Annotated in this window: 18 protein-coding genes; 10 read left to right on the top strand and 8 right to left on the bottom strand. The window is 47.1% G+C overall.

What is annotated here, in order from left to right:
- The first annotated feature begins 29 nt into the window (after positions 1–29).
- Both BLQ13_RS06740 and BLQ13_RS06745 read left to right on the top strand, forming a co-directional pair.
- The gene (locus tag BLQ13_RS06740; protein ID WP_090917406.1) at positions 30–5,003 is read left to right on the top strand and encodes a DUF4132 domain-containing protein; all 4,974 of its coding nucleotides are present in this window, start codon (positions 30–32) and stop codon (positions 5,001–5,003) included.
- Positions 5,004–5,271: 268 nt separating this feature from the next.
- Entirely contained in the window at positions 5,272–5,724 is a 453-nt protein-coding gene (locus BLQ13_RS06745; RefSeq protein ID WP_090917408.1) for a GNAT family N-acetyltransferase, read from the top strand.
- Positions 5,725–5,900: 176 nt separating this feature from the next.
- Here the strand turns inward: BLQ13_RS06745 and BLQ13_RS06750 are convergent, their stop codons facing one another.
- From BLQ13_RS06750 to BLQ13_RS06775, 6 genes are all read right to left on the bottom strand, one after another.
- Positions 5,901–6,692, bottom strand: coding sequence for a formate/nitrite transporter family protein (locus tag BLQ13_RS06750; RefSeq protein WP_090917411.1), 792 nt, complete (start codon positions 6,690–6,692; stop codon positions 5,901–5,903).
- Positions 6,693–7,014: 322 nt separating this feature from the next.
- Positions 7,015–7,428 (bottom strand): hypothetical protein, encoded by a 414-nt coding sequence (locus tag BLQ13_RS06755; protein ID WP_090917414.1) that lies wholly within the window; start codon positions 7,426–7,428, stop codon positions 7,015–7,017.
- Positions 7,428–7,949 carry a hypothetical protein gene (locus BLQ13_RS06760; RefSeq protein ID WP_090917416.1) on the bottom strand — a complete coding sequence of 174 codons (522 nt, stop codon included), beginning with the start codon at positions 7,947–7,949 and terminating at the stop codon, positions 7,428–7,430. Before BLQ13_RS06760 ends, BLQ13_RS06755 begins: the two co-directional genes overlap by 1 nt.
- A gap of 26 nt (positions 7,950–7,975) precedes the next feature.
- Positions 7,976–8,194 carry a bacteriocin immunity protein gene (locus BLQ13_RS06765; RefSeq protein WP_090917418.1) on the bottom strand — a complete coding sequence of 73 codons (219 nt, stop codon included), beginning with the start codon at positions 8,192–8,194 and terminating at the stop codon, positions 7,976–7,978.
- A 57-nt stretch (positions 8,195–8,251) separates the two neighbouring features.
- Positions 8,252–8,554: a hypothetical protein gene (locus BLQ13_RS06770; protein ID WP_090917420.1), complete on the bottom strand. Its 303-nt coding sequence runs from the start codon at positions 8,552–8,554 to the stop codon at positions 8,252–8,254.
- An 84-nt stretch (positions 8,555–8,638) separates the two neighbouring features.
- A complete protein-coding gene (locus BLQ13_RS06775) occupies positions 8,639–9,631 on the bottom strand; it encodes a quinone oxidoreductase family protein (RefSeq protein ID WP_090917889.1) in 993 nt (330 codons plus the stop codon).
- A 268-nt stretch (positions 9,632–9,899) separates the two neighbouring features.
- Between BLQ13_RS06775 and BLQ13_RS06780 the strand changes: the two genes are divergently transcribed.
- From BLQ13_RS06780 to BLQ13_RS06795, 4 genes are read left to right on the top strand one after another with little or no spacing between them, the layout of a single operon-like run.
- A complete protein-coding gene (locus BLQ13_RS06780) occupies positions 9,900–10,760 on the top strand; it encodes a LysR family transcriptional regulator (RefSeq protein ID WP_090917422.1) in 861 nt (286 codons plus the stop codon).
- A 14-nt stretch (positions 10,761–10,774) separates the two neighbouring features.
- On the top strand, positions 10,775–11,869 hold the full coding sequence (locus BLQ13_RS06785) for a threonine aldolase family protein (protein ID WP_090917424.1): 1,095 nt from the start codon (positions 10,775–10,777) through the stop codon (positions 11,867–11,869).
- Positions 11,866–12,339, top strand: coding sequence for an SMI1/KNR4 family protein (locus BLQ13_RS06790; protein WP_090917425.1), 474 nt, complete (start codon positions 11,866–11,868; stop codon positions 12,337–12,339). The genes BLQ13_RS06785 and BLQ13_RS06790 overlap by 4 nt, the downstream gene beginning before the upstream one ends.
- Positions 12,340–12,367: 28 nt before the next feature.
- A complete protein-coding gene (locus BLQ13_RS06795) occupies positions 12,368–13,243 on the top strand; it encodes a LysR family transcriptional regulator (RefSeq protein WP_090917427.1) in 876 nt (291 codons plus the stop codon).
- A gap of 6 nt (positions 13,244–13,249) precedes the next feature.
- Here BLQ13_RS06795 and BLQ13_RS06800 read toward each other — a convergent pair whose 3' ends face one another.
- Together BLQ13_RS06800 and BLQ13_RS06805 are read right to left on the bottom strand one after the other, a co-directional pair.
- Positions 13,250–14,239: an aldo/keto reductase family protein gene (locus tag BLQ13_RS06800; protein ID WP_090917430.1), complete on the bottom strand. Its 990-nt coding sequence runs from the start codon at positions 14,237–14,239 to the stop codon at positions 13,250–13,252.
- Between the two features lie 106 nt (positions 14,240–14,345).
- The gene (locus BLQ13_RS06805; RefSeq protein ID WP_090917432.1) at positions 14,346–15,377 is read right to left on the bottom strand and encodes a PocR ligand-binding domain-containing protein; all 1,032 of its coding nucleotides are present in this window, start codon (positions 15,375–15,377) and stop codon (positions 14,346–14,348) included.
- Positions 15,378–15,744: 367 nt separating this feature from the next.
- On the opposite strand from BLQ13_RS06805, the gene BLQ13_RS06810 reads away from it, so the two are divergent.
- From BLQ13_RS06810 to BLQ13_RS06825, 4 genes are all read left to right on the top strand, one after another.
- Positions 15,745–16,884 carry a glycerol dehydrogenase gene (locus BLQ13_RS06810; protein WP_090917434.1) on the top strand — a complete coding sequence of 380 codons (1,140 nt, stop codon included), beginning with the start codon at positions 15,745–15,747 and terminating at the stop codon, positions 16,882–16,884.
- Positions 16,885–18,654 carry a dihydroxyacetone kinase subunit DhaK gene (gene dhaK / locus BLQ13_RS06815; RefSeq protein ID WP_090917436.1) on the top strand — a complete coding sequence of 590 codons (1,770 nt, stop codon included), beginning with the start codon at positions 16,885–16,887 and terminating at the stop codon, positions 18,652–18,654.
- A gap of 491 nt (positions 18,655–19,145) precedes the next feature.
- A complete protein-coding gene (locus BLQ13_RS06820; protein ID WP_090917440.1) occupies positions 19,146–21,293 on the top strand; it encodes an alpha/beta hydrolase family protein in 2,148 nt (715 codons plus the stop codon).
- Positions 21,294–22,070: 777 nt separating this feature from the next.
- Complete coding sequence (locus tag BLQ13_RS06825; protein WP_090917442.1) at positions 22,071–23,252, top strand: alanyl-tRNA editing protein; 1,182 nt, start codon at positions 22,071–22,073, stop codon at positions 23,250–23,252.
- The last annotated feature ends 4 nt before the right edge of the window (positions 23,253–23,256 follow it).

Genomic DNA, 23,256 nt, shown 5'->3' on the forward strand with positions numbered 1-23,256 from the left:
AGAAGCAGTATGACAAGGAGGAGAACAGGATGAATCAGGAAGATCAGGTACAGGCGTATATTGAGGGATTACAGGAGAAAGCAGTTACGCTTACAGGGGCAAAGCTGGACGTAGCGAAATATGTGATAACGTTGGCAGAATCAACTTACTTGCGTGGAGATGAAGAGGACTATTTTAATATAGAAAAACAACTTATCAACCTTGCGATCGAGAAGCAACAGCCATTATTCCAGCCGATCCTTGAGGTGCTTGAGCACTTGGCCTCTGACGGGTTTGTTGCCAAATTCCGTTATATTGCTGAAGGTGCGACGCTCTACCCATATAGTACAAGCTATGAACGCAGACCTTTCCGGACATCCGATCCAAGACAACATGTCGTTCATGTGATGCGCAAGCTGCTCGGATTATTCCGGATGGAGGCCAGAGGATTTAATTTGATGGAGTATCTGACGGTTCGTGAGCCAAACATGCCTAACCAGCATGAATTCCGCTCGGTACTGCCGGACTGTATTGCCTATGAACTGGATCATTCGAACCTTGAAGTCAAGCAGGCACTGCACGATATTATCTATGGGGATAATCAGGCTGCGTTACTGACAAACGAGATGATTAAAGGCATTTTTATGAGTGAACAGGCCGAAGCCTATCACATGGTGGGTGAACTCTTGATTGCAGCCAGACTACAGGAAGGGCTTCGCCAGAGCATAGTGGAACGAATGGACGAGGGTACGCTTGAAGCGTATATTTACATATTGAAAATTATCCTGGACAACAATCTGATTCGGTTTAGTTCGGTTGTAAGAGCCTTGGGGGTATGGACAGGGATCGGGATTGAAGCGGCCAACCAGCGTGTGGCGACACAATTAATTGAGCAGGCCTATGAGGCCCTGGTGAATGAGGATGTTCGTGGGGCGTGGCAACAGGAGAAGAATGCCAATAAACTCTACATCAGCCTGTGGGCAACAGCGGTCATTGAAGAAAATGATCTGCAGCATAAGATTGTAGAGATTATGGATCAGGGTGAGTTGTATCAGCAGATCGTAGCCCAGTACGTTCTGGCCAACAGTCAGTATTTGGGGCTTCGTCTTGCTATGGCGCGCAATCATCTGGATGTGCAGCATCCAGAACTGATGCACTGGGTTGTGCAAAATTATACGGCGGCGTATTCGCATAATTGGAGCTTTGAAGAGGGAGAGCACCAACGTAGTGTCTATGTGCCTCGCTGGGATGTTCTTGAAGATAAACAGGCACGCCGCCATGATTTTGATCAATTCAAACAGATGCTGGATTTTATTCCTAAGGGCGGTGCAGGCGGGCCTTCAGGTGTGCTGGATTTTGTGCACTATCAGATCGATAGTGATGACGTCATCAAAAAAATGTTGTATTTGGCTGCTTATGATATGGATGCGGACTGGATTGCTGAGATCATTGCTCTCAAGGATCGATTAAGCCCCGAAATGCGCGGAGAGCTACTGTCGCATTTTGTGCAAGAGCCTGATAACGAGGTGCAGCGCCAGTTTGTGTTTGAAACTTTGTCTGACAAAAGCATGAGTAACCGTGAGAGTGCATTGCAAAAAGTGAAAAAGTTGGTACTAACCGAAGATGAGCTACAGCAGATGGAAGTACTGTTAAAACTCAAAACGGGATCACTCCGGCAAAAGGTGATTCAAGCCCTGTTGTTGCAACCTGTTGAGAAGTTGAAAGATTCAGTTCAACGATTACTAAAAACGAAGAATGAGCTGCAACGTCTGGGTGCACTTGAACTGTTAACGGAGATTAAAACGGATACGGCACGTGCAGAGCAGCTGGAACAGCTCAAGCCATTCGCAGAGAAACTAGAGAAGCCTACAGCCAAGGAACAGAAGCTGCTCGACAAACTGTTTGATGAAGGAAGTCGTTATACGGCCTCCAATGGCTATGGTCTATTTGACCCGAATCAACGGCAACCGCTGCTCGATGAAGAACGTGACCTTTCTGGCAACAAACCGAAGGATATATTTAATATATCACTGGATAAGATCAGTGCCTTCATGAAAGGATTAAATGAACTGGTTCATGAGCACAGGGATCATGAATATGTGGTGGAGTACTATGCAGGTTACAAAGATACCCTGTTAGTCGGGACCAGCCTTCGTTCCAAGGTTCCTTACGGCGATCGGTCGAAAATGAAACAACTGGATCAGTTTCCGCTGGATGAAGTGTGGAAGCAATATTTCGAGCAAAACGGTCTGAGCAGTATTGAACTGTTACAGCTATATGTCGAACTGCAGTTAGGCAAGCTGAACGGCACATTGGATGAACATTACTCTTTTTATCGAGAGCAGTATGATTACGACAAATTAAGAAAGATGCCATTACTAGAGGGCTGGCGCAAAACATTTGCTGAACAGACCTATCCATTGAATGAGATGGTGAAGCTGCATGAGATGATGGGCACACTGCCATATAAAGATCAGGTTCATGCATTGATCTCGGCTGCATTTCTGGATCGTGATTCAGCTGAAATCTTCGAGATTGCAGAGAAGGCATGGGGTTCCATTATTTTAAGTATGCCTGCAGAGCATATGGAGAAGGAAATGGGAATGCTTCAGATTCTGACTGAACCGTGGAAATATATTGTCCGGAATGCCGTGTATGACGACGCGAGCTTTAAGCGATATTTCCAGACAGCCTATCAATTCTCTCATCTGGTAGAGCCTTACCATCCGTTGTCTCTCCTGTCACTTGACGATTTCCTGCGAGCCTACCAATTAGAGCTGATTGATGATCAGGAGATTTACCGTCAACTGATGGTTGGACCGTTCCGTTATCTGTTCATCCGTGACATGACCTCGGCTCGCACAGAGCGGATCAAAGATGATCCAAAGCTGATTCAACTGCGCGATACGGTGGTCAATCGCATTCTGGAGATTGAACTGACCCGGGGGGAACTATCTACTGAAGTGAGTAATCTGGCTATGAAACTGGAACGCATTGAAGGCATGGAACATTGGGTGCATCTGGTTACTGCCATGGATCAGGATACGTTTGTTCGTGGGTATATTTATAGTTATGGTGAAGGGAATACAACGCGTAAAGAAATGTTCAGTTATCTGATTAAGCACTGTCATCCAAGGGCTGGGGAAGATGAACAGTTGCTGGCGGAATTGCTGCAGAAGTATCCGGTTAAGGAGAAAAAGCTGCTGGAGGCCGCCATGTATGCACCGCAATGGATGGAACTTGTGGCGAAACATCTAGGCTGGAAAGGGCTTCGTAGTGCGGCTTGGTACTTCCATGCTCACATCAATGAACAATTCAGTGCGGAGAAGGAAACAATTGTTGCGCATTACTCCCCAATTACGCCGCAGGACTTTAATGATGGGGCCTTTGATATCGCCTGGTTTGAAGAGGCTTACGCTGAGGTTGGAGAAGAGCGATTCAACCTGTTGTACGATTGTGCGAAGTACATCTCGGGCGGAGCCAACCATCGCAGATCACAATTGTTCGCAGATGCAGCGCTTGGCAAACTCAGTCTGAAGGACATGTATGATTCGGTAGCAGACAAGCGGAATAAGGATCACTTACTGACCTATAGTCTGATTCCGCTGGCAGAGGAACGGGATCGGGATGTAAGAGAGCGTTACGACTTTATCCAGAAGTTTCAGTTGCAGAGCAAGCAGTTCGGGGCGCAGCGGCGCGCGAGTGAAGGATTAGCTTCACAGATTGCGCTTGGTAACCTTGCGCGGAACGCGGGTTATGCTGATGTAACACGTCTCATGTGGGATATGGAAGCGCGTAAGCTGGATGAGGTGAAATCGTATTTCGAACCGCATGCACTGGATGACGATACGACGGCTCAACTCGTCATTGATGAGGAGGGGCAGGCTGATCTCGTCATTGTTAGTAAAGGCAAAGTGCTGAAGTCCGTTCCGGCTCGTCTCAAAAAGGACGGATATATTGCAGAGTTGAAGGAGCTAAAATCCGATCTGGTCGATCAGTATCGACGGGCTAGACAGGAACTGGAGCGCTCCATGGTCGCAGGCACAGCCTTCACACGTCAGGAGATTGCAAGTCTGATGCTTAATCCGGTCATTCATCCGCTACTCAGGACGTTGATCTTCAAGTCAGGTGAACAGCTTGGAAGATTTGATCTTGCATCCGGTGGTTTGCTAGCCCCGGTCGCAGAGGGAGTTGCCTATACCTTGAAGGAAGAAGATCAGTTGCTGATTGCACATCCGCTACATTTGTATGAGAGCGGCAAGTGGAGTGAATTCCAGCGCGATCTCTTTACTCGTCAGGAGCGTCAGCCGTTTAAACAGGTTTTCCGCGAACTTTACCTGCCGAATGAAGATGAACTTGCTCAAGGTACGGTCTCTCGTCGCTACGCAGGATATCAGATTCAGCCGAATAAAACGGTAAGTTTGTTGAAAAGCCGTCAATGGACGGTAAGTTATGAAGAGGGATTGCAAAAGGTGAGTTATGAGCATAACTTGATCGCTAATCTCTATGCGATGGCGGACTGGTTCTCTCCAGCAGATACAGAGGCACCTACGCTGGAGACCGTTCAATTCTATGATCGTCGCACGTATAAACCTGTAGCATTGAAGGATGTACCACAGGTGTTCTTCTCAGAGGTCATGCGTGATATTGATCTCGTGGTTAGCATCGCACATGTTGGCGGTGTGGACCCAGAGGCAAGTCTTACGACCATAGAGATGCGACATGTCATTGTGAATGAGTCTTTGCGTTTGCTCAAGCTGGATAATGTGCGTTTGGACGGCAATTATGCACGAATCGAAGGTGAACTGGGTGAATATGCCGTTCATTTGGGAAGCGGTAATGTCTTCAAGCAGGCCACTGGTGCAATGTATATCGTGCCTGTGCATAGCCAGCACCGGGGAAGAATCTTCCTGCCATTCCTGGATGAAGATCCAAGAACCGCCGAGATTTTGTCCAAAATCGTACTGCTGGCTGAGGACAAGAAAATCAAAGATCCGCAGATTCTCGCACAGCTTCAGCAATAAAAATATATGTGTAGCATTAATATACCGGAATGAGAATAGACCGCCTCACTTGGGGCGGTCTATTGGTCATACCACTTTCTAATGAGAGAAGCAGTGGTGTAATCTATGGATTGGATTGGCTATATAATGCTGTTGTTTGCAGATGTTGAGGATGACAGAATATGTTAAGATATACGCAGGAATCAAGGTACATACGAATGGTACATGAGTAAGTACGGATGGGATTCTGCGCTACATTATGTTTTCAGCAGAGGAGAGTGCATAAGACATGTTAATGGTACCTTATCGGGAGCAGGACCACGCCAAGTTAGTAGCCATCTGGGAGCGTGCTGTTCGAGCAACACATACATTTCTGGAGGAGCATCACATTCTGTTTTATAAAAAGATGGTCGGTGAAGCTTTGGAATTCAAACAAGTCGAGGTCTGGGAAGTGCTGGATACCGAGCAAGAGCCGATTGGCTTCATCGGTCTGGACAATAGCTTTATTGAGATGTTGTTTGTGGACGAGTATTTTCAGGGACAAGGCGTTGGGCGATTTCTGGTTCATCAAACGATGAAAATGAAGGGCACTGAGCTTAGAGTAGATGTGAATGAGCAGAATGAGGATGCAGCCCGGTTTTACGCGAAGATGGGATTTGTACAGACAGGACGATCCGAACTGGACAGTTCAGGTAATCCTTTTCCGTTGCTTCATCTGGAGATGAAACGAACAGGAGCTTGATTAGGAGAAATCATCTGTCAGGCTTAAGTGAGAAAAGTTTAAGATGCTTCTCTAGGTAAAGATAAAAACCCCGGCGGTGACTCCTGTATGGGAGACGCTACTGGGGTTCTATGTTTTCCTTACTGGTGAACCGTGGTCATTGAACCGGGAAGGAAGGGGGCTATTTTTCAAAAAAATTAATGTGCCTCTTCATCGTCCAGGAAAGGTTTGTTCACCGCATAATACATGAAGCCCATCAGCAACACGCCTCCTACCAGATTACCGAGCGTCACAGGCACCAGGTTGTGAATCACACCACCGAATGAGATCGTGCCCGGGTGGTTTAACACAAGCGCAATCGCAAACGTACACATATTCGCAATGCTGTGCTCATATCCCGAGATGAAGAAACAAAATACAAAAAGCATCATGGCAAACATTTTGGCGCCATTCTCTTTCATGAACATCGGCACAAAGAACGCCAGACACACGAGCCAGTTACAGAGGATTCCGCGGAAAAAGAGCTGCATCGCTGGAGCTTCCATTTTGTGCTCGACTACACTGAGTAGGAAACCGTTCACCTGTGCCGAATCGAATAGTCCCGTAAGATAAATCAACAGGGCAAATACCGCCGCGCCCATCAAGTTTCCACTGTAGCTCGCAATCCACAGTTTAACCACTTCAAACCAGCGCAGTTTTTTGCGTAAAGCCGCATAGGTGTAATAGAACGTATTGCCTGTAAACAAGTCACCGCCGCCATAGGCAATCAGAATAATTGCCGCACCGAACGTAATGGCTGCCATAGGGTATGTGAACGGGGAATTCTCCATATAGAAGAAATTGCCCGTCTTAAAAGCCACGATGACCCCGAAGCCGATGAACATGCTGGCCAGCATGGAGCGTGACAGATATCGCAACAAACTTTGCTTGTAAATTTTGTGTTTCTTCAGAGCAAGCTGCTCGACGCCCCGTAAACCTTCCGTTTCCATAATTCCCCTCCTGTATGTAATGGATCAACTGGGGCGTGTCTTGAAATCCGCTGAAGTGCATCTTTTACCGCCTTTTTGCCCCCTGCTGCGTCACTTTCCCTTGACGTGCCCCGGCACGCCTACGATAAACTTCCTGGCTTGGAACAAAAAATTAGCAAAATCTGCTTCCTTCAGCGTTTTCAGACACGCCCTAACTTTTCTACATTATACCTGTAATTTGCTTCAATAGTGGACCGAAATGAAAGAATTTAAACTATACATTATTAGATCGCCCGAGAAAGCCGTGGGCTGGTGTGCCCTTCCGCAGGGGGAGAACTTTAAATTATTTAGGATCAGAATCTTGTTTGTAGGAGGTTGCAGGAAAGGGGAACATGCAACTCTGCCAGATGTCATTCAGCTGCGCTTCTGTCCGTTCATGTGGAACATGCTCTTCGCTATAAGAGCGCTCCAGCTTATCGCGCATAAACCCTTCTGCATGGGGACTAGGGCGAGAGTGAAACTGTTTGGAAAAATCGCCGTGAATGTCTGCCTCTCTCAGTTTGCTAAGAGCACTATTTATTAAGGGACTGCCTGCATACAACAAAGAGGAGGTCTCTTCACATTCGAACTTGAGAAAAAGAAGTGCCTTCTGAATGGCATGAATCTCGCCTTGAGTAAGATGTACCGCCTGAGTCGTTTCCTCTGTTAAATGTTCACCGGCTTGTTCTGGTGACTGCTGTTTATCGTTCGAATTCATTAATGATCACGTCCCGGGATAGATTGAAGTTCCCGTACTGCCGCAGTACCGAACTCAGGATGCGTTTGCAGTGATTCCAGCACCAGCACAGCATGCGGTCGGTGTTTGTTTACTTTTACTATATCGAAAGCGGCACTCCGCACCAGTATGTAGGCATCCGACTGAATGACATCCAGAGCCAGCCCAATTTCAGCCTCGGTAACGGGGAGCAGGACTAACGCCATTAAAGCATAAATCTGAACATCTTCGTCTTCTTCCGGATTACGTACCAGTTTTCCCGCTGCTTCAAGAATTTCAGTAAGAAGTGGAGAAGTTCCCGCCATACCGAGGGCTCGCCAAGCTTCAATACGCACCAGATCTTCCTCCTGTGTATTCATACCAAGAGCAAGGACTTGCCGAGTTATTTCTGCATCATGTAATTCGATGATTTGACGAAGCGCTTCCTGTTTTTCTTCTGAAGTCGCTGAATCGAAATGATGAGCTCCAATTGCATAATGTATTTCTTTATCTTCATTAGACATGTATATCATTCACCTCCTGAATAAGTTCAAGATTGGGGCGGGAGCTGTACTGGGCGAGCTTGAAGTGCTTCTTCTACAATCTGCTCCGCAGTTAACTCACGTTCATCCCAGAAAATCAGATTACTGACCTCCGCATAAGGAAGAGCCTTCTGCACTTCTGTCAGCATATCATCCAATTCTTGCTCCGTTCCTTCCGCGTTCATAATTTTGCGAACTAATAGGACGAGATGTTCTTGATTGGACATTGCTAGTACCTCCTGAATATTGAAATGGATTAAATGCATGAGGTGGTGCAGGCCCGTTTAGTCTAAAATAGGCTCACTCCATGGATCATATTTTACGAAAATGGGTAGCATTTTTGGTGCTAATGTGAGATGTAGCGCATCTGACTTTTGAGTCTTATAGGAAATGATATAGTCCCCGAAGTGCGGCTCATATTCAAAGTGTTCAAATGTGATCGTTTGATCTGGATACTTGACAGCTGCGTATAATGTTGTAGCTCCTCTAGCCAGCAATTCCTTCATCACAGGGATCTGAGCAGCAAGCATGATTACAATCAGCACAAGGATAGCACGTTTCATATGACGTTTAAGAAAACGAGTCAAAGACAAATCCCCCTATCTGATGACCATGTCTAAGCATTAGTCTATCATTGATAAGGGGAAAGTTCATGGTAAAAAGGTCGTTGTTTAGCGCATCGTAATCGCGATATTGCCGAACTGCTCGCCTTTTTCCATGCGTTCAAACGCCTGTGCCGTATTTTGCAGTGGATAGATGCTGTCTATTACAGGGCGGATCTTATGTTTATCTACCCAATCCAGCATCTGTACAAACTCCTCACGGCTGCCCATAGAAGTACCGATCAAGCTGATCTGCGGAAAAAAGATCGAACGAATCGGCAGATGTAAGTCATCGCCAGAACTTGCGCCAAACATGACGATTCGTCCGCCAGGTCGGATGACACTTTCGTATTTGGGGAACATCACTTGTCCAATACTGTCCAGAATGATGTCTACAGGCTCATCAGAATTCATCGTGTCATTCCAATCCGCATGACTGTCCAAAGCTTGATGAGCCCCGAGACGTAATGCCTCAGCTCGTTTAACCTCACTTCTAGATGTTACGGTGACCTTTGCTCCCGCAGCTAAAGCCATAAGAAGAGCATACGTTGCGACACCACCTCCGATTCCGGGAATCAGAAGATGTTCGCCTGCTTTCAGCCCCCCGCGAGTGAACAGCGCACGATACGCCGTCAGTGCAGAAAGAGACAATACACCAGCTTCAAGCCAGGAGAGATGTTCAGGTTTGGGCAACACATTGCTGGCAGGCAGTGTAATATTTTGCGCTAGTGTTCCATGCGAAGGGCCGCCGACTATACCTGGAACGACAGGCACTTCTGCGGTATGCTCCCAGCCGAGCGTCGGATGAATGATGACTTCTTGGCCTATGGAGATATGTTGCACGTCTTCGCCAACTTCTACCACAATGCCTGCCCCGTCCGATCCGGGAATAAGCGGAGTGTCTTGAGGCGTACGATCTGACATAATGAAGAGATCCCGGTGATTCAGTCCAGCAGCGCTCAGCTCTACAACGACTTGTCCGGGGCCTGCTTCAGGTGTTGGACAGGTTGAATATTGAAGACCTTCAAGGCCGCGATGACCTGAATGGATGATTGCATTCATCGTTTTGGATACGTTCATGGATGTTACCTCCCTGTATAATATAGTTACTCTGTCATCGTGCTTAGTGCTCTTATAGAGTAGATGGACGACTCATTACGGAGTCATTGTACAGGCGAGATGGAAACACGTAAAATAAACAGAAATGAAGGTCAGTATCAGGAATAATGATAGATAAGAATACGTGAAGAAATGAAGAGTGTTTAGCCTGATGTACGACATCTCAATAGGGCGGAATGCTCTGATATAAAGACAAGCAGGTGAGAAGAAAATGGATGCAGGGGATTTGAAAATATTCCAGGCGGTTGCCCGCGAAGGCAGTATCACTAAAGCCGCCACCGCACTTAATTATGTTCAGTCCAACGTGACCACACGAATCAAACAATTGGAAGATCAGCTTCAAGTGCCGTTGTTTCATCGCTCCAATCGGGGGATGCTGCTCACTCCGGCAGGGGAGAACCTGCTGGGCTACGCAGATCGAATATTGGAATTATTAGATGAAGCAGAGCAGGCCGCACAGGAAGGAAGTCCACCGACAGGAAATCTTCGTTTGGGTTCGATTGAGACTGCGGCTTCTCGTTTTCTGACACCGCTTCTGGCCGAGTACTGCGCATGTTATCCGAAGGTACGTTATTCCCTTGTCACTGGTGGTACACACGAGCTGAATCAGAAGGTTATAGCCCATGAATTACATGGTGCTCTGGTATATGGTCCGGTCAAACATGAGAAGCTGAATTATATGAAAATGTACGACGATGAGCTGGTGCTGATCGTTAAACCGGGTGAACTTGATATGCCCGTGCTACTCAGCAGGCCGATGTTATTTTTTGAGGTTGGATGCAGCCACCGAACTCAGGCGGAGGATTTTTTGAAAACTCAAGAGGTTCATTCACTAAATGTCATGGAATATGGGACACTCGATACCATTATTAATGGTGTTACTGTCGGTTTAGGCGTGTCCTTGCTGCCTCGTTCTTCGGTGGCTCAAGCAGCAGCCAGAGGTGAGGTAGACATTGTATCACTTCCTGACCCGTATTCTCGTCTGGAAGTAGGATTTGTTTATGCTCATGGTGAACATCGTTCTAACGCGCTCCAGGCTCTAGTGGAGATTATGACGATACCGGAACAGTAAAGGAGAGGTTGATTTTGGTTAATAACAAATTAACACTTGCCGACGCATTCGGTCAGGCGGCGTACATTGTAGGCGGGCACGGCAGCCGCAAAGTGAAAGTGCTGCAGGAAGCGCTGGAACAGGTGGATGGAGAAACGTTCAGTGACCACTACGGGAATGGCTCAATCATTGATGAGTTTCAACAGGAGATGGCAGATGTGCTAGGGAAGGAATCGGCGGTGTTTTTCCCAAGCGGCACGATGGCGCAGCAGATTGCCCTTCGCATCTGGTGTGACCGCGCAGGTATCAAGCGAGTGGCGTATCATCCGCTGTCTCATCTGGAGATTCATGAAGAAGATGGGCTAAAGGAGCTGCATCAGATCGAAAGCATTTTGCTTGGCAAAGCGGATCGATTGATTACTCTCAGCGATGTGAAAGCAATTAAGGAGAAATATGCCTGTTTGTTACTTGAATTGCCACAACGTGAGATTGGCGGGCAACTGCCGGCTTATGAGGAACTGGAAGCTATCTCGACGTACTGCCGTGAGCAAGGGATCAAGCTGCATCTGGACGGAGCACGCCTGTTCGAGATCACGCCTTACTATGGGAAAACACCTGCGGAGATTTGCAGTTTGTTTGATAGTGTATATATCTCTTTTTACAAAGGTATTGGGGGTATTGCAGGAGCTATTCTTGCTGGAGATACAGACATCATGCAGGAATCCAAGGTTTGGAAACGGCGGCATGGCGGCGACTTGATTGGCCTGTATCCGTATATTCTCAGCTCCAAGTATTATTACAATGAACGTGTTGGCAAAATGGGACATTATTACGAGCAGGCCAAGGAACTGGCCTCACTGTTCAATGCATGCCATGGGATTCGCACGATCCCTGAAATTCCCGTTTCCAATATGTTTCACATTCACTTTGCACTTGCCGCTTCGGAGGTTGAACCACTGCTTGTGCAGATGGCGCAGCAGTTTGATATCGCGATTACATCTTATCTGAACAAAACCGGAGGCAACAGCTGCTCATTCGAAATGTCGACAGGGGATCGATACGATACGGTGCCGCAGGAGAAGCTACGAGATGCACTAACTTGGCTGGACGGAGAGTTGCAAAACAGATGAAATTCGTAGAGCTAGACCCGATTCGGGATTTGTTGGTGCAGGCATATGGAACATCGATGGGGAGTGGCAGTAAACCTGAAACCGAGCAGGACATCAACAATTTTGAGCAAAAGTACCAAGTGAAGCTGCCTGCGGCGTACCGTGCGCTGCTACTAGAATTCGGGGCGTGCAACTTTGGTGACCCCGCCTTGTATTCAGTCAAAGAGCTGGATTGGGCGTATCCCGAGTTTCTGGATGCATATCGAGAGTACGAGAAGGAATACGACCTGCCTGACGGGCTGAAGCTTTTTCCAATCGGCGGATTTGGTGAGGGCAGTATGGCTGTTCTGGATGAATCTTCTGGCAAAGTGCTAATGCTCGTACATGACAGTGGAGACGATGTTCCTTTAGTAGAAATCGAGTCCGATTTCTGTGCACTCATGACGATGCATGCCGAGTCTGCCATCTGGGTGGAGGAGCAGATGAAGTAACGGGGAGAGGGGAGGTGTATCAGGTGTAATGGATATTCGAAAGTTACGCTACTTTATCGCCGTGGCGGAGGAACTTCATTTCAATCGTGCGGCCGAAAGATTAAATATGACTCAGCCGCCGCTGAGTCAACAGATCCAAAATCTAGAAGAAGAACTAGGCGTTAAGCTGTTGGAACGTACGAAAAAGATGGTTAGGCTAACACCTGCGGGAGCCGTATTTCTAGATCAGGCAAGACTAATTTTGGCTCAGCTTGAACGATCTATCCATCTCACACAGAAGGTTGACCAAGGCATCGTTGGTCATATAACGGTAGCTTTTGTGGATTCGGCTTCAGGCAGTATGATGGTCGATATGCTAAGGCGATTTCGAGCAGCGTACCCACAGATCGAAATTACACTGCGTGAGATGACATCTTCTGAACAGCTGCAGGCACTGCAAGATGGACAGATCCATATTGGATTTTTACGATATCAGGAGCATACGCCAAATGTGTCTTTCCGGATCTTCCAGGAAGAAACGTTAATGGTGGTGGTTCCAGACGATCACCCTTTGGCAGAGCATATTCAAGTGTCGATTACTGACTTGGCGGAAGAGGATTTTATTTTGTTCCCTAGCCATTTGGGCTCACCATTTCATCGTCTCGTTCGGGAGTATTGCAGGGAGCATGGGGTAGAACCGCGAATTACGCAGGAAGCAATCCAGATGTATACGATTGTGAACCTCGTTGCTGCAGGCATGGGAGGTTCCATTGTTCCTTCTTCGGTGGAGGTGTTTCAGCGCAGAGGTGTAGTATTTTTACCTTTAATAGAAAAACCGCCCTCCGTACCCTTATACATGGCATGGCGGACGGACATGAATCAGGGCGTGGTCACCCGTTTTATACACATGGACAAGAGCGACTAAACTATATTAACCCGTCAGGACAGGATTTCTCTCAATCCATTTTCCTAATATTTCATCCATTCGAGTGAGGATATCCTGATCCAGTTTCACACCGGAAGCTTTCACATTTTCCAGTACTTGTTCTGGCCCGGATGCCCCAATAATCACTGAGCTGACGTAAGGATGATGAAGAACCCAGGCAACAGCGAGTTGAGGGAGAGTCAGACCTAGTTCCTTCGCTAGAGGAAGAAGCTGTTGTACAGCAGTCAGCACATCATCGTGTAACCAACGACCGGCGAGCTTGTTGAAGAAGGGTTTCCCTGCTTGGGCTGCTGCTCGTGATCCGGGTGGCACTGCTTCATACGGAAGGTATTTACCCGATAGTATGCCTTGAGCGAGTGGAGACCATGTAATCTGTCCCAGGCCTGCCTGTACACTTGCGGGCACAACTTCTTGCTCAATTACACGCCATAACATCGAATACTGCGGCTGACTCGCGATGAAAGGTACACGCAACTCTTTAGCTAGTGCGGAGCCTTGCTCAATCTGAGCAGATGTCCATTCACTAACCCCAATATAATGAACCATGCCTTGACGAACAAGATCAGCAAACGCAAGGAATGTCTCTTCCAGTGGAGTGTGTGTATCATAGCGGTGAGCGTAATAGACATCGATATAATCCGTTTGCAATCGTTGTAATGAAGCACTGCAGGCTTCCATAATATGTTTGCGGGAAAGACCTCTGTTATTGTGACCTGGGCCGGTTGGATGACAGACTTTGGTGCATAGTTCAATATTCTCTCTTGGTACTCCCTTGAGAGCCTGTCCCAACACCGTTTCCGCCTTGGTATCCGAATATACGTCTGCCGTATCAAATGTCGTAATACCTGCCTCCAATGCAGCTTGGACACAAGCTTGTGCTGTTGGATCATCAACTTGTGATCCATGTGTAATCCAGTTGCCCAGCGAAATCTCACTGACGGTTAAACCGCTGTTTCCCAATTTGCGATATTCCATTTGTCATGCCTCCTTACTCATCTGGACTCCATTGTAGCAAGTGCAGATAATTAGGTGAAATATCTATTAAGCGCATGATTGATATGAAAAACATATCACAGGTTAATCAGCTCTCCTGAATATATTTACGATAGAGGGCAGGGGTGATTTCCTCGAACTTTTTAAATATTTTGATAAAATATCCGGATTCATTAAATCCCAGTTCATCGCTGATCTGTGAAACGGGCATGTCTGTGACCTCCAGCAGTTGCTTGGCCCACTTGATTTTGAGCTTGGCGAGATAGGTGGTGAAGTTTTCACCCGTCTCCTTGGCAAACAGTCTGCTGAAATAACTTGGACTCAGGTGGCACAGATCGGCTGCTTGTTTAAGAGACACTTGTTGGCTCTTATGGCTATGGATATATTCAAAAGCAGGCTGGAGCACCGGATTAAGGCTCTCCGTATCGCTTGGACTATTTTTGAGATAAGCGTCCGCAATGGCATTGGTCATTTCCTTTTTGATCGACTCGATGTTGCGGATCGAATAACCCGGCAGGATGGTGGACAAGTTGACGGACTCCTGATTGCCTGAAGCTTTCTCAAACATCTCCACCAGCAAGTTTTTGTTCAGCGCTTCCTCGACAATATAGTTGCAGAGCAGGGATAACATATTGGAAATCTTCACGATCTCCTCATACGTCATGACAGGTAATTGGTCGTAATCTGCCTGCAACTCCTTCATTTTCGCGTCATGCATCGGAACGTTTTTGGACGTCACGATCTGCTCCAGATCGTTCCCCTTCTCAGGGTCAGCCAGTTTGACTTGTCCAGCCATCACCGCGCCAATATATTTCCCATCAATTGTAATTGGAATCGCAATATCGATGATATTGAAATGACAGAGATAAACGTAAGGTTCGTTAAGGCGAACAGCCTCCAGACCGCCGCGAGAATCACATTTTTGACAGTAGGGAAGAAGCTCAGGATCTTTACGAACGTTCTGGCAGAAAGCCTGACAGCTACTGTGGCTCGTGACAGGTATGCCTTTATAATCAACGGTAAGAATAGCAAGTTTGGTGACAGTGGCAAGGGAATCTTGAAGGCGCTTCCACTTGTCCAGATCCAGTATTTTATTGATGTGCAGATATTCTTTAATCATGTGAAAAACCTCCGTGGCAGACCGAACTTATCGATCGGAGAGTCGTTAAAAAGTTGAAAGTTGTACATATTAAGACGTGAACAGGACGGGTAATGGAACATGGGAGGTCAAAATTCAACCATCTCATGACAATAACATACCACGATTATGCGAAAAAGCAAAAAATTACGATTGCAAATTATAATAATTTGTTATCAAAGTCCACTGTAAACCTCTCGTTTCTGCGTTATATTTAGGTCAATTGCAACAATTAAAATTTGATGTAACACGGAGCGAGGCACCTTAACCTCTGAATTCAAGTCAAGAAGGACAAGCGTTGCTGCGCAAAACATTCTATCGAATCTACTTTTAGGAGGCATATCATATTATGAGAAAAGCATTTATCAGCCCAACCAAGTACGTGCAAGGCGAAGACGAATTGTTGAACCTGGGTTATTTCGTAAAATCCTTCGGAGATTCTGCGTTGTTGATTGCACACCCTGATGATGTACAGCGTGTCAAAGCCAAGCTGGATGCAACAGCAGAAAAATTCAATATCACGTTTGTTGAAAGCGGTTTTAGAGGCGAATGTTCACGTGAGGAAGTTGCTCGTTTGCAAGAAATCGCGAAAGAAAAAGGGTGCACATGCACGATTGGTCTCGGCGGCGGTAAAGCTATTGATGCTGCAAAATGTGTTGCTGAAGGCGATGCACTGATCATCTGCCCAACGATTGCAGCAACAGACGCACCGACAAGTCACTCGGCAGTATTATACACACCAGAAGGTTCTTTTGACGATTATGCATACTTCAAACAAAGCCCAAGCGTGGTGCTCGTAGACACAACCGTTATCGCCAATGCACCAACACGTTTCCTCGTATCCGGTATGGGAGATGCACTGTCTACTTACTTCGAAGCAAGAGCAACAGCAAAATCCTATTCCCGTGTGAATGCAAGTCTGCCAATGGGTTCGCGTGAAGGGTACACACCTTCTGCTGTAGGAACGAATGCAGCACTGGCACTTGCTAAATTGTGTTACGAAATGCTGCTGACGGACGGCGCAAAAGCAAAAGTAGCCAGCGACAGCAACGTAGTAACTCAAGCCCTGGAAAACATCGTAGAAACGAACATCCTGTTGTCCGGTCTTGGATTCGAAAGCGGCGGTTTGGCTGCAGCTCACGCGATCCACAATGGTCTGACGGTTCTGGAAGGCACACACCACTATTTCCACGGTGAAAAAGTATCTTTCGGTACGATTGCACAGCTCGTCCTTGAAAATGCACCGACCGAAGAATTGCACCAAGTGATGGATTTCTGTCTTTCCGTAGGATTGCCTGTAAGTCTTGCAGATATCGGCGTAGAAACCATTACACAAGAAGAATTGTTGAAAGTAGCGGAGATTGCGTGCATTCCAGAGGAATCTATCCACGCGATGCCATTCCCGATTACTGTTCCTGAAGTAGCCGCAGCGATTGCAGCAGCTGACCGAATCGGACGGGAGTACAAAGCACGCCAGGAGGCAAAATAAATGAAAAAAATCATCAACCAAGCTGAACATGTTGTCATGGAAATGTGCAACGGGATTGCGCTTGCGCACCCGGAGCTGGAATTCCTGAAAAAATATAAAGTGATTAAACGCAGAGAGATTCAGGCGGATAAAGTCAGCCTGATTAGCGGCGGCGGTAGCGGTCACGAGCCAGCACATGCTGGTTATGTCGGTAAAGGTATGCTGGATGCAGCGGTATGCGGAGATGTATTTGCATCCCCTTCCCAAATCCAGGTATATCAAGCGATCAAAGCAACGGCAAGCAATAAAGGTACACTGCTTATCATCAAAAACTACAGCGGCGACATGATGAACTTCAAAAACGCAGCACATCTGGCTGAAGAAGATGGCATCAACGTGCAATATGTACGTGTGGAAGATGACATTGCTGTGCAAGACAGCTTGTATACGGTAGGACGCCGCGGCGTGGCTGGAACGGTTCTGGTTCATAAAATTGCCGGCGCAGCAGCGGAAGAAGGACGTAGCCTGGAAGAAGTGAAGGCTGTTGCCGAGAAAGCGGCGCAGAACGTGCGCAGTATCGGTTTTGGATTCACGTCTTGTACGGTTCCTGCCAAGGGAACACCAACTTTCGAAATCGCGGAAGACGAGATGGAGTTCGGGGTAGGTATCCATGGTGAGCCGGGTATTCGTCGTGAAAAAATTGTTTCTGCAGATGAGCTTGCAGGACGTATGGTGTCCGCATTGCTCAAAGATATGAAGCTGGATCAGGATGCGTCTGCCGAGATCGCTGTGCTTGTGAACGGTTTTGGTGCGACACCTCTGCAAGAGCTGTACTTGCTGAACAACTCGGTTCAACGTGAGCTTGCAGGACATGCGGGTCTTAACATAGCGACGACATTCGTGGGCAACTACATGACCAGTATTGACATGGCGGGTGCATCGGTAACGATTCTGAAGCTGGATGAGGAATTGAAAACCTTGTTGTTTAAGGAAAGTGACACACCTGCATTTAAAGTGTCTGGCCCTCCAGTGGCACAAGTTGCTTACTCTGAAGCGCTCGAAGCGGTTGTGACTGAGGATGCTCCAGTATCCTATGAGGTGCAGACGGATGCGTCTGCAGCTGTTGTTGAAAACAATCAGTTCTCACTGGATAACATGGTTTACCTGATCGATAAAATGGGTGAGATCATCATCAAGAACGAAGTACCGTTCTGTGAACTGGATTCCCATGCCGGTGACGGTGATTTCGGAATGAGTGTAGCCAAAGGTTTCCGTCAATTGAAGCGCGAGTGGAACCACATCGTTAACGAAGAGAAAAAAGATATCGGCTCATTCCTCGATGCGTGCTCCCTGGTAATTATGGAGTATTGCGGCGGAGCATCAGGCCCAATCTGGGGTTCGGCATTCCGTGCAGCCGGTAAAGCGGTAGGTGAGAAGCAACATTTGAATGTCGCTGAGTTTGCTGAAATGATGCAGGCAGCGGTACAAGGCATTCAATCAACAGGTGAGCGTTCCTTCGGACGCGGTGCGGTTGTAGGGGATAAAACACTGATCGACGCACTCGTCCCATGTGCAGATGCCTGGACGCAAAGTGCAGAGTCTGGCGATGACTTCAAAGCTGTGTTTGCCAAAGGTGCAGCCGCAGCGGTAGAAGGTGCGAAGAAAACCGAAGATATCGTAGCACGTATGGGACGCGCAGGTACGGTCGGCGACCGCAGCCTGGGATATCCGGATGCTGGCGCGTATGCGCTGGGTGTTATTTTCACCGAACTGTCCGAGTCTTTGAAGTAAGATAGAATTCATTAAAATAGCTTGAATGACGATATAGATTATACAGAACGATACAGAACCGAATTGACACAGGTGACGGCGCCGGAGTCCGGCGTCGTTATGTGTGCCTTTTTTAGGCCATAGTGAGTCAATATTTACATGTACTCATTTACATCGAATTTGAATAATTAAATTTAGATTTATTGTTGGCTTGTATTGTTAACTGCATTATGACATGCTGTCTCGCTCATTATATAAGCGGAAGCGTATGCATAGTGATATCTATTTATCTATATAATTTGAACTAAAGATTTTACACAGTCCACTCCGATGACAGAAGAACCTTCCAATCGCTGTTATCCCCAGATTTTTTGGATTCCCTTTTCGAAAGGGAAAAATCCGGTGATAAAGGCGAGCGCTTCGCTTTTCCAGGTTTTTTCTGTCCTCTCCGTTATTGTGTAAAAGAATAGTTCAACATATATCGCATTTTATATTACTAAAGGAGCCAATCAATGAGAACAGTCACATCATTCTTGAAAAAACCGCAGGGGTTGCTGGTTTTATCACTCGTTCTGGTTATTTTCGGCAGCTTGTTTGCCGGCATGTTCAACACATCCTTCTATTCCGTCAAGGTTAAAGAGATCAAATTCCAGGCTGACCACGGAACATTATCGGGTCTGCTGTACATGCCAAAAGGCGCGGGTGCTGATGACAAAAGACCGGTCATCATTACAACGCATGGTTATTTGAACACGAAAGAAATGCAGGATGCACCTGCCATTGAGATGTCCAGACGTGGTTACATCGTGCTCGCACTCGATATGTATGATCACGGGGATTCCCGCTGGAGTGCTCCTATTCCGGTGAAAGATATGTTCGGCACGTTCTGGATTTATTCTCAATTCGATGCAGCTAAATATATCTATGATCAGGATTTCACCAAAAAAGATGATAAAGGTAACGCATACGTTGCTGTAAGCGGTCACTCTATGGGTGGATTCTCGACATTGCTCTCCATGTACATGGACGAGATGACTTCATTGCAAACAGGACACCGCATGATCTATACAGGGATTTCTGTAGGCGCAGATTATTCGTATGCTGCTGCCGTGGCTCCGCAAGATCAGCTACAAGCAGCTTTTGGAAGCCGTACAGTGGGTATGATTGCTGGTAAGTATGACGAGTTTTTCTTCAACAAATCAGACGAAGAGAAAACTGCCGCTGAAAAAGAAATCAAAGGTACCGTGATGCGCAAAGATTTTGCCGCAACGATCTCGGGTAAAGCATTCCTCGGACTGGCTGCAGATGCGCCAAGAGCGGAAACAGACAAGTTTACTGAAGTTCAGTCTGGTGACCTGATGGTTGATGGCAAAGTGGTACGTCCTTCGCAAACGGGCGAGCACATCATGTTCACACCGAATCAGACTCACCCGTGGAACCATTTCTCGCCAACGACGACGGGACATCTGATCGACTTTTACGCACGTGCTTTCAATGGGGTAACGTCACCGAACCAGACGAATGTGAATCTGGGATGGGGAAATCAGATCTGGTGGGCGAAGGAAGCCTTTAACTTTGTAGCAATGATCGGCTTCTTCCTGATGATCGTACCGTTGATCACGTTGTTACTCAGACTGCCATTGCTGCGTAAAGCGGTTAGCAACGAGATTGCTACCGTGTCAGCAGCTGTAAGTGGCAAGCAAAGAACAGTTTACTGGCTCGCGATTGCGTTCAGCACGCTGATTCCGGCTATTCTTTTCCCAACGCTAATGGATAAATCAGCAGACGGATTGAATGTATTGCGTATCATTGCTCTGATCGTGTTGATCGTAAGTGTGCTTGGTGCGGTCATTGGATTTGTGCTCGCTGGAAGCAAAAAGAATGATTTTGCGGCAAGCCGCCGGATGAAAAACATGGGCGTAGGCAGCGTGCTGCTCGCCATTGTATCTCTGGTGATGTGGATTGTGTTTAACTATGCGAGCAAAATTGTCGTTACAGGCAAATACTTCAATGAACCAACGACGAACCAGATCGTATACTGGGCGTTGGTATCGGCGTTGATTATGATTCTGGTGACCTTTGCATTCCACTATTTCTCCAAAAAGGATGCAGGCACTCGTTTCAGTGATTACGGTATTAGCTTGAATATTGGAACCATCATTGCCAGCCTTGTAACAGCTGTACTCGCTATTGTAATCGGGTATGCATTGCTGTTCGCGGTACAGGCCATCTTCGGAACCGACTTCCGGATCTGGACCTTTGCGGTACGTACGTTTGAACAGGAGCATTTCATTACTGCACTGCGTTATGCACCACTGTTCCTGATCTATTACTTTGTGAGTGCTGTTGCACTGAATGCCAATACCCGCGGCAAACGCGGCGGTATGTTCCTTGCGATTGTACTGAATGTTGGCGGATTGGTATTGTGGATGCTGGCACAGTATGGCAAAGACTTTATGACAGGTGTGGCGCTGTATCCAACTCAAGCACTGAACGGCATTCTGTTGTTCGCGCTGGTGCCATGTCTGATCATCGCTGCCGTATACGCACGCAAATTGTTTGAGAAAACGAACAATGTATGGCTCGCGGCATTTGTTAATACGTTGCTGTTTACGATGGTGACGGTGGCGAATACAGTTCTCTTCTGGAACTTGGTTTAATGTGAAAAAAGATATGGCGTGACCTTTAGATTACACTGACCACTCCGATGACTGACTATGCTGGTTGTGGTAGACACATGGGAACGTCACAGTCAGAAAACCTTTCGATCGCCCTTATCCCCGGATTATGTTGATTGATTCCCTGAAGGGAACAATCCGGTGATAAATGCGAGCGCTCCGCTTCTCCAGGTTCTTTCTGTCTGCTTTGTTCTTGGTGTCTACAAAAGCGAGCATTCGTCTGTCATCTCCGTTCCGGTGTAATCGATAGGAACTCCCCCATATCCAACGTTTTCAAATTAAACGTTGGATAGAATATAGACCGCTCTGTGGGCTTGGCTTACAGAACGGTCTTTTTATGGCTTGAAGGTAGCAGAGAGTAGACACATGGGAACGCCGCAGCCAGAAAACCTTACGATCGCCCTTATCCCCGGATTATTTTGATTGATTCCCTTATGGGAACAATCCGGTGATAAATGCGAACGCTATGCTTCTCCAGGTTCTTTCTGTCTGCTTTGTTCTTGGTGTCTACAAAAGCGAGCATTCGTCTGCCATCTCCGTTCCGGTAGTATAATCGATAGGAACATCCATATCCAACGGTTTCAAATTAAACGTTGGATAGAATATAGACCGCTCTGTGGGCTTGGCTTACAGAGCGGTCTTTTTATATTTGAGTAGAAAGTGGAGAGCGAAGTAGCAATATTGGCTTTAGCTATGGGAAATAGTGTAATCTGAGAGTAGATGTAACTTACTTGAACGAGAAGGGAACGAATCCATTCAATGACTCAAAAAATTTACTATGACGCTGCGTACACGCGCGAGTGGCATACACATATTACCAATCGAGTGACGAAAGAAGATGGCGTATACGTTACGCTCGCCGAGACGGCATTTTATCCGCATGGAGGCGGACAACCGTGTGATCTGGGACGGATTGGCGGCATTGCGGTTCTGGATGTGAACTTGGAAGACGGAGAAGTATGGCATAAGCTGGAGCGTTTCCCGGAGCAGGATGAAGTAGACTGTGAGCTGGATTGGGAGCGAAGATTTGACCACATGCAGCAACATACGGGCCAGCATTTGTTATCGGCAATTACACTAAAACTGACGGATGCGATGACACTCAGTTTTCACCTGGGTACGGACTATGCAACGATTGATGTAGCTACAGAGACGCTTGACCCGGAACAGCTGGCTGAAGTCGAGCAAGAGGTGAATCGGCAGATTGTTCGTAATGCTCCGGTTCGCTCATCTTGGGTTACCGCGGAAGAGGCGGCGCGACTGCCTTTAGTGAAGCAACCAACGGTAACGGAGGACATTCGCATCGTGGAGATTGAGGGTGTGGAATACAATGCTTGCGGTGGTACACATGTGGCGGCAACGGGCGAGATTGGCATCATTAAGTTGTTGAAAACGGAGAAGATCAAGAGTAACACACGAATTTATTTTAAATGCGGTACGAGAACTTTGAACGAATTCGCGGCAATTCAGCAGGTGCTGAACGGCATTACGACCAAATTAAAGACAAGCCGGGACGAGCTTCTGGAGCGTATTGAGAAAATGGAGCAGGAACAGAAACAGCTGCAAAGCGAGCTGAATGCTGTAAAATCCACCAACGACGCTTACTATGCAGAGGAACTGCTCGCGGCACGTGAAGGGCTGGTTATTGCCCAGATTTTCGAGAACAAATCACTCAAGGATATGCAAAGCCTTGCTACCAAACTTACGGAAGAGCATGAGGGTTTGGTGCTGTTTGCCAGCATCTCGGAAGCGAAGGTTGTGCTGGCACAGAACGGACAGCCGCCGGAATGGGCGTGCGGGCCGTTTTTCAAAGGAAATCTCGGGGCTTACCAAGGCAAAGGCGGCGGCAGCGAGAAAATAGCTCAGGCAGGATTTGCGAGCAGTGAGGATGCGCTTGCGTTTTACGAATTCACTAAGGAGCAGCTTGGACACCATTCCTAAAGGT

Origin of the sequence: Paenibacillus polysaccharolyticus (genome assembly GCF_900102085.1) — a bacterium.
Classification (GTDB): domain Bacteria; phylum Bacillota; class Bacilli; order Paenibacillales; family Paenibacillaceae; genus Paenibacillus; species Paenibacillus polysaccharolyticus.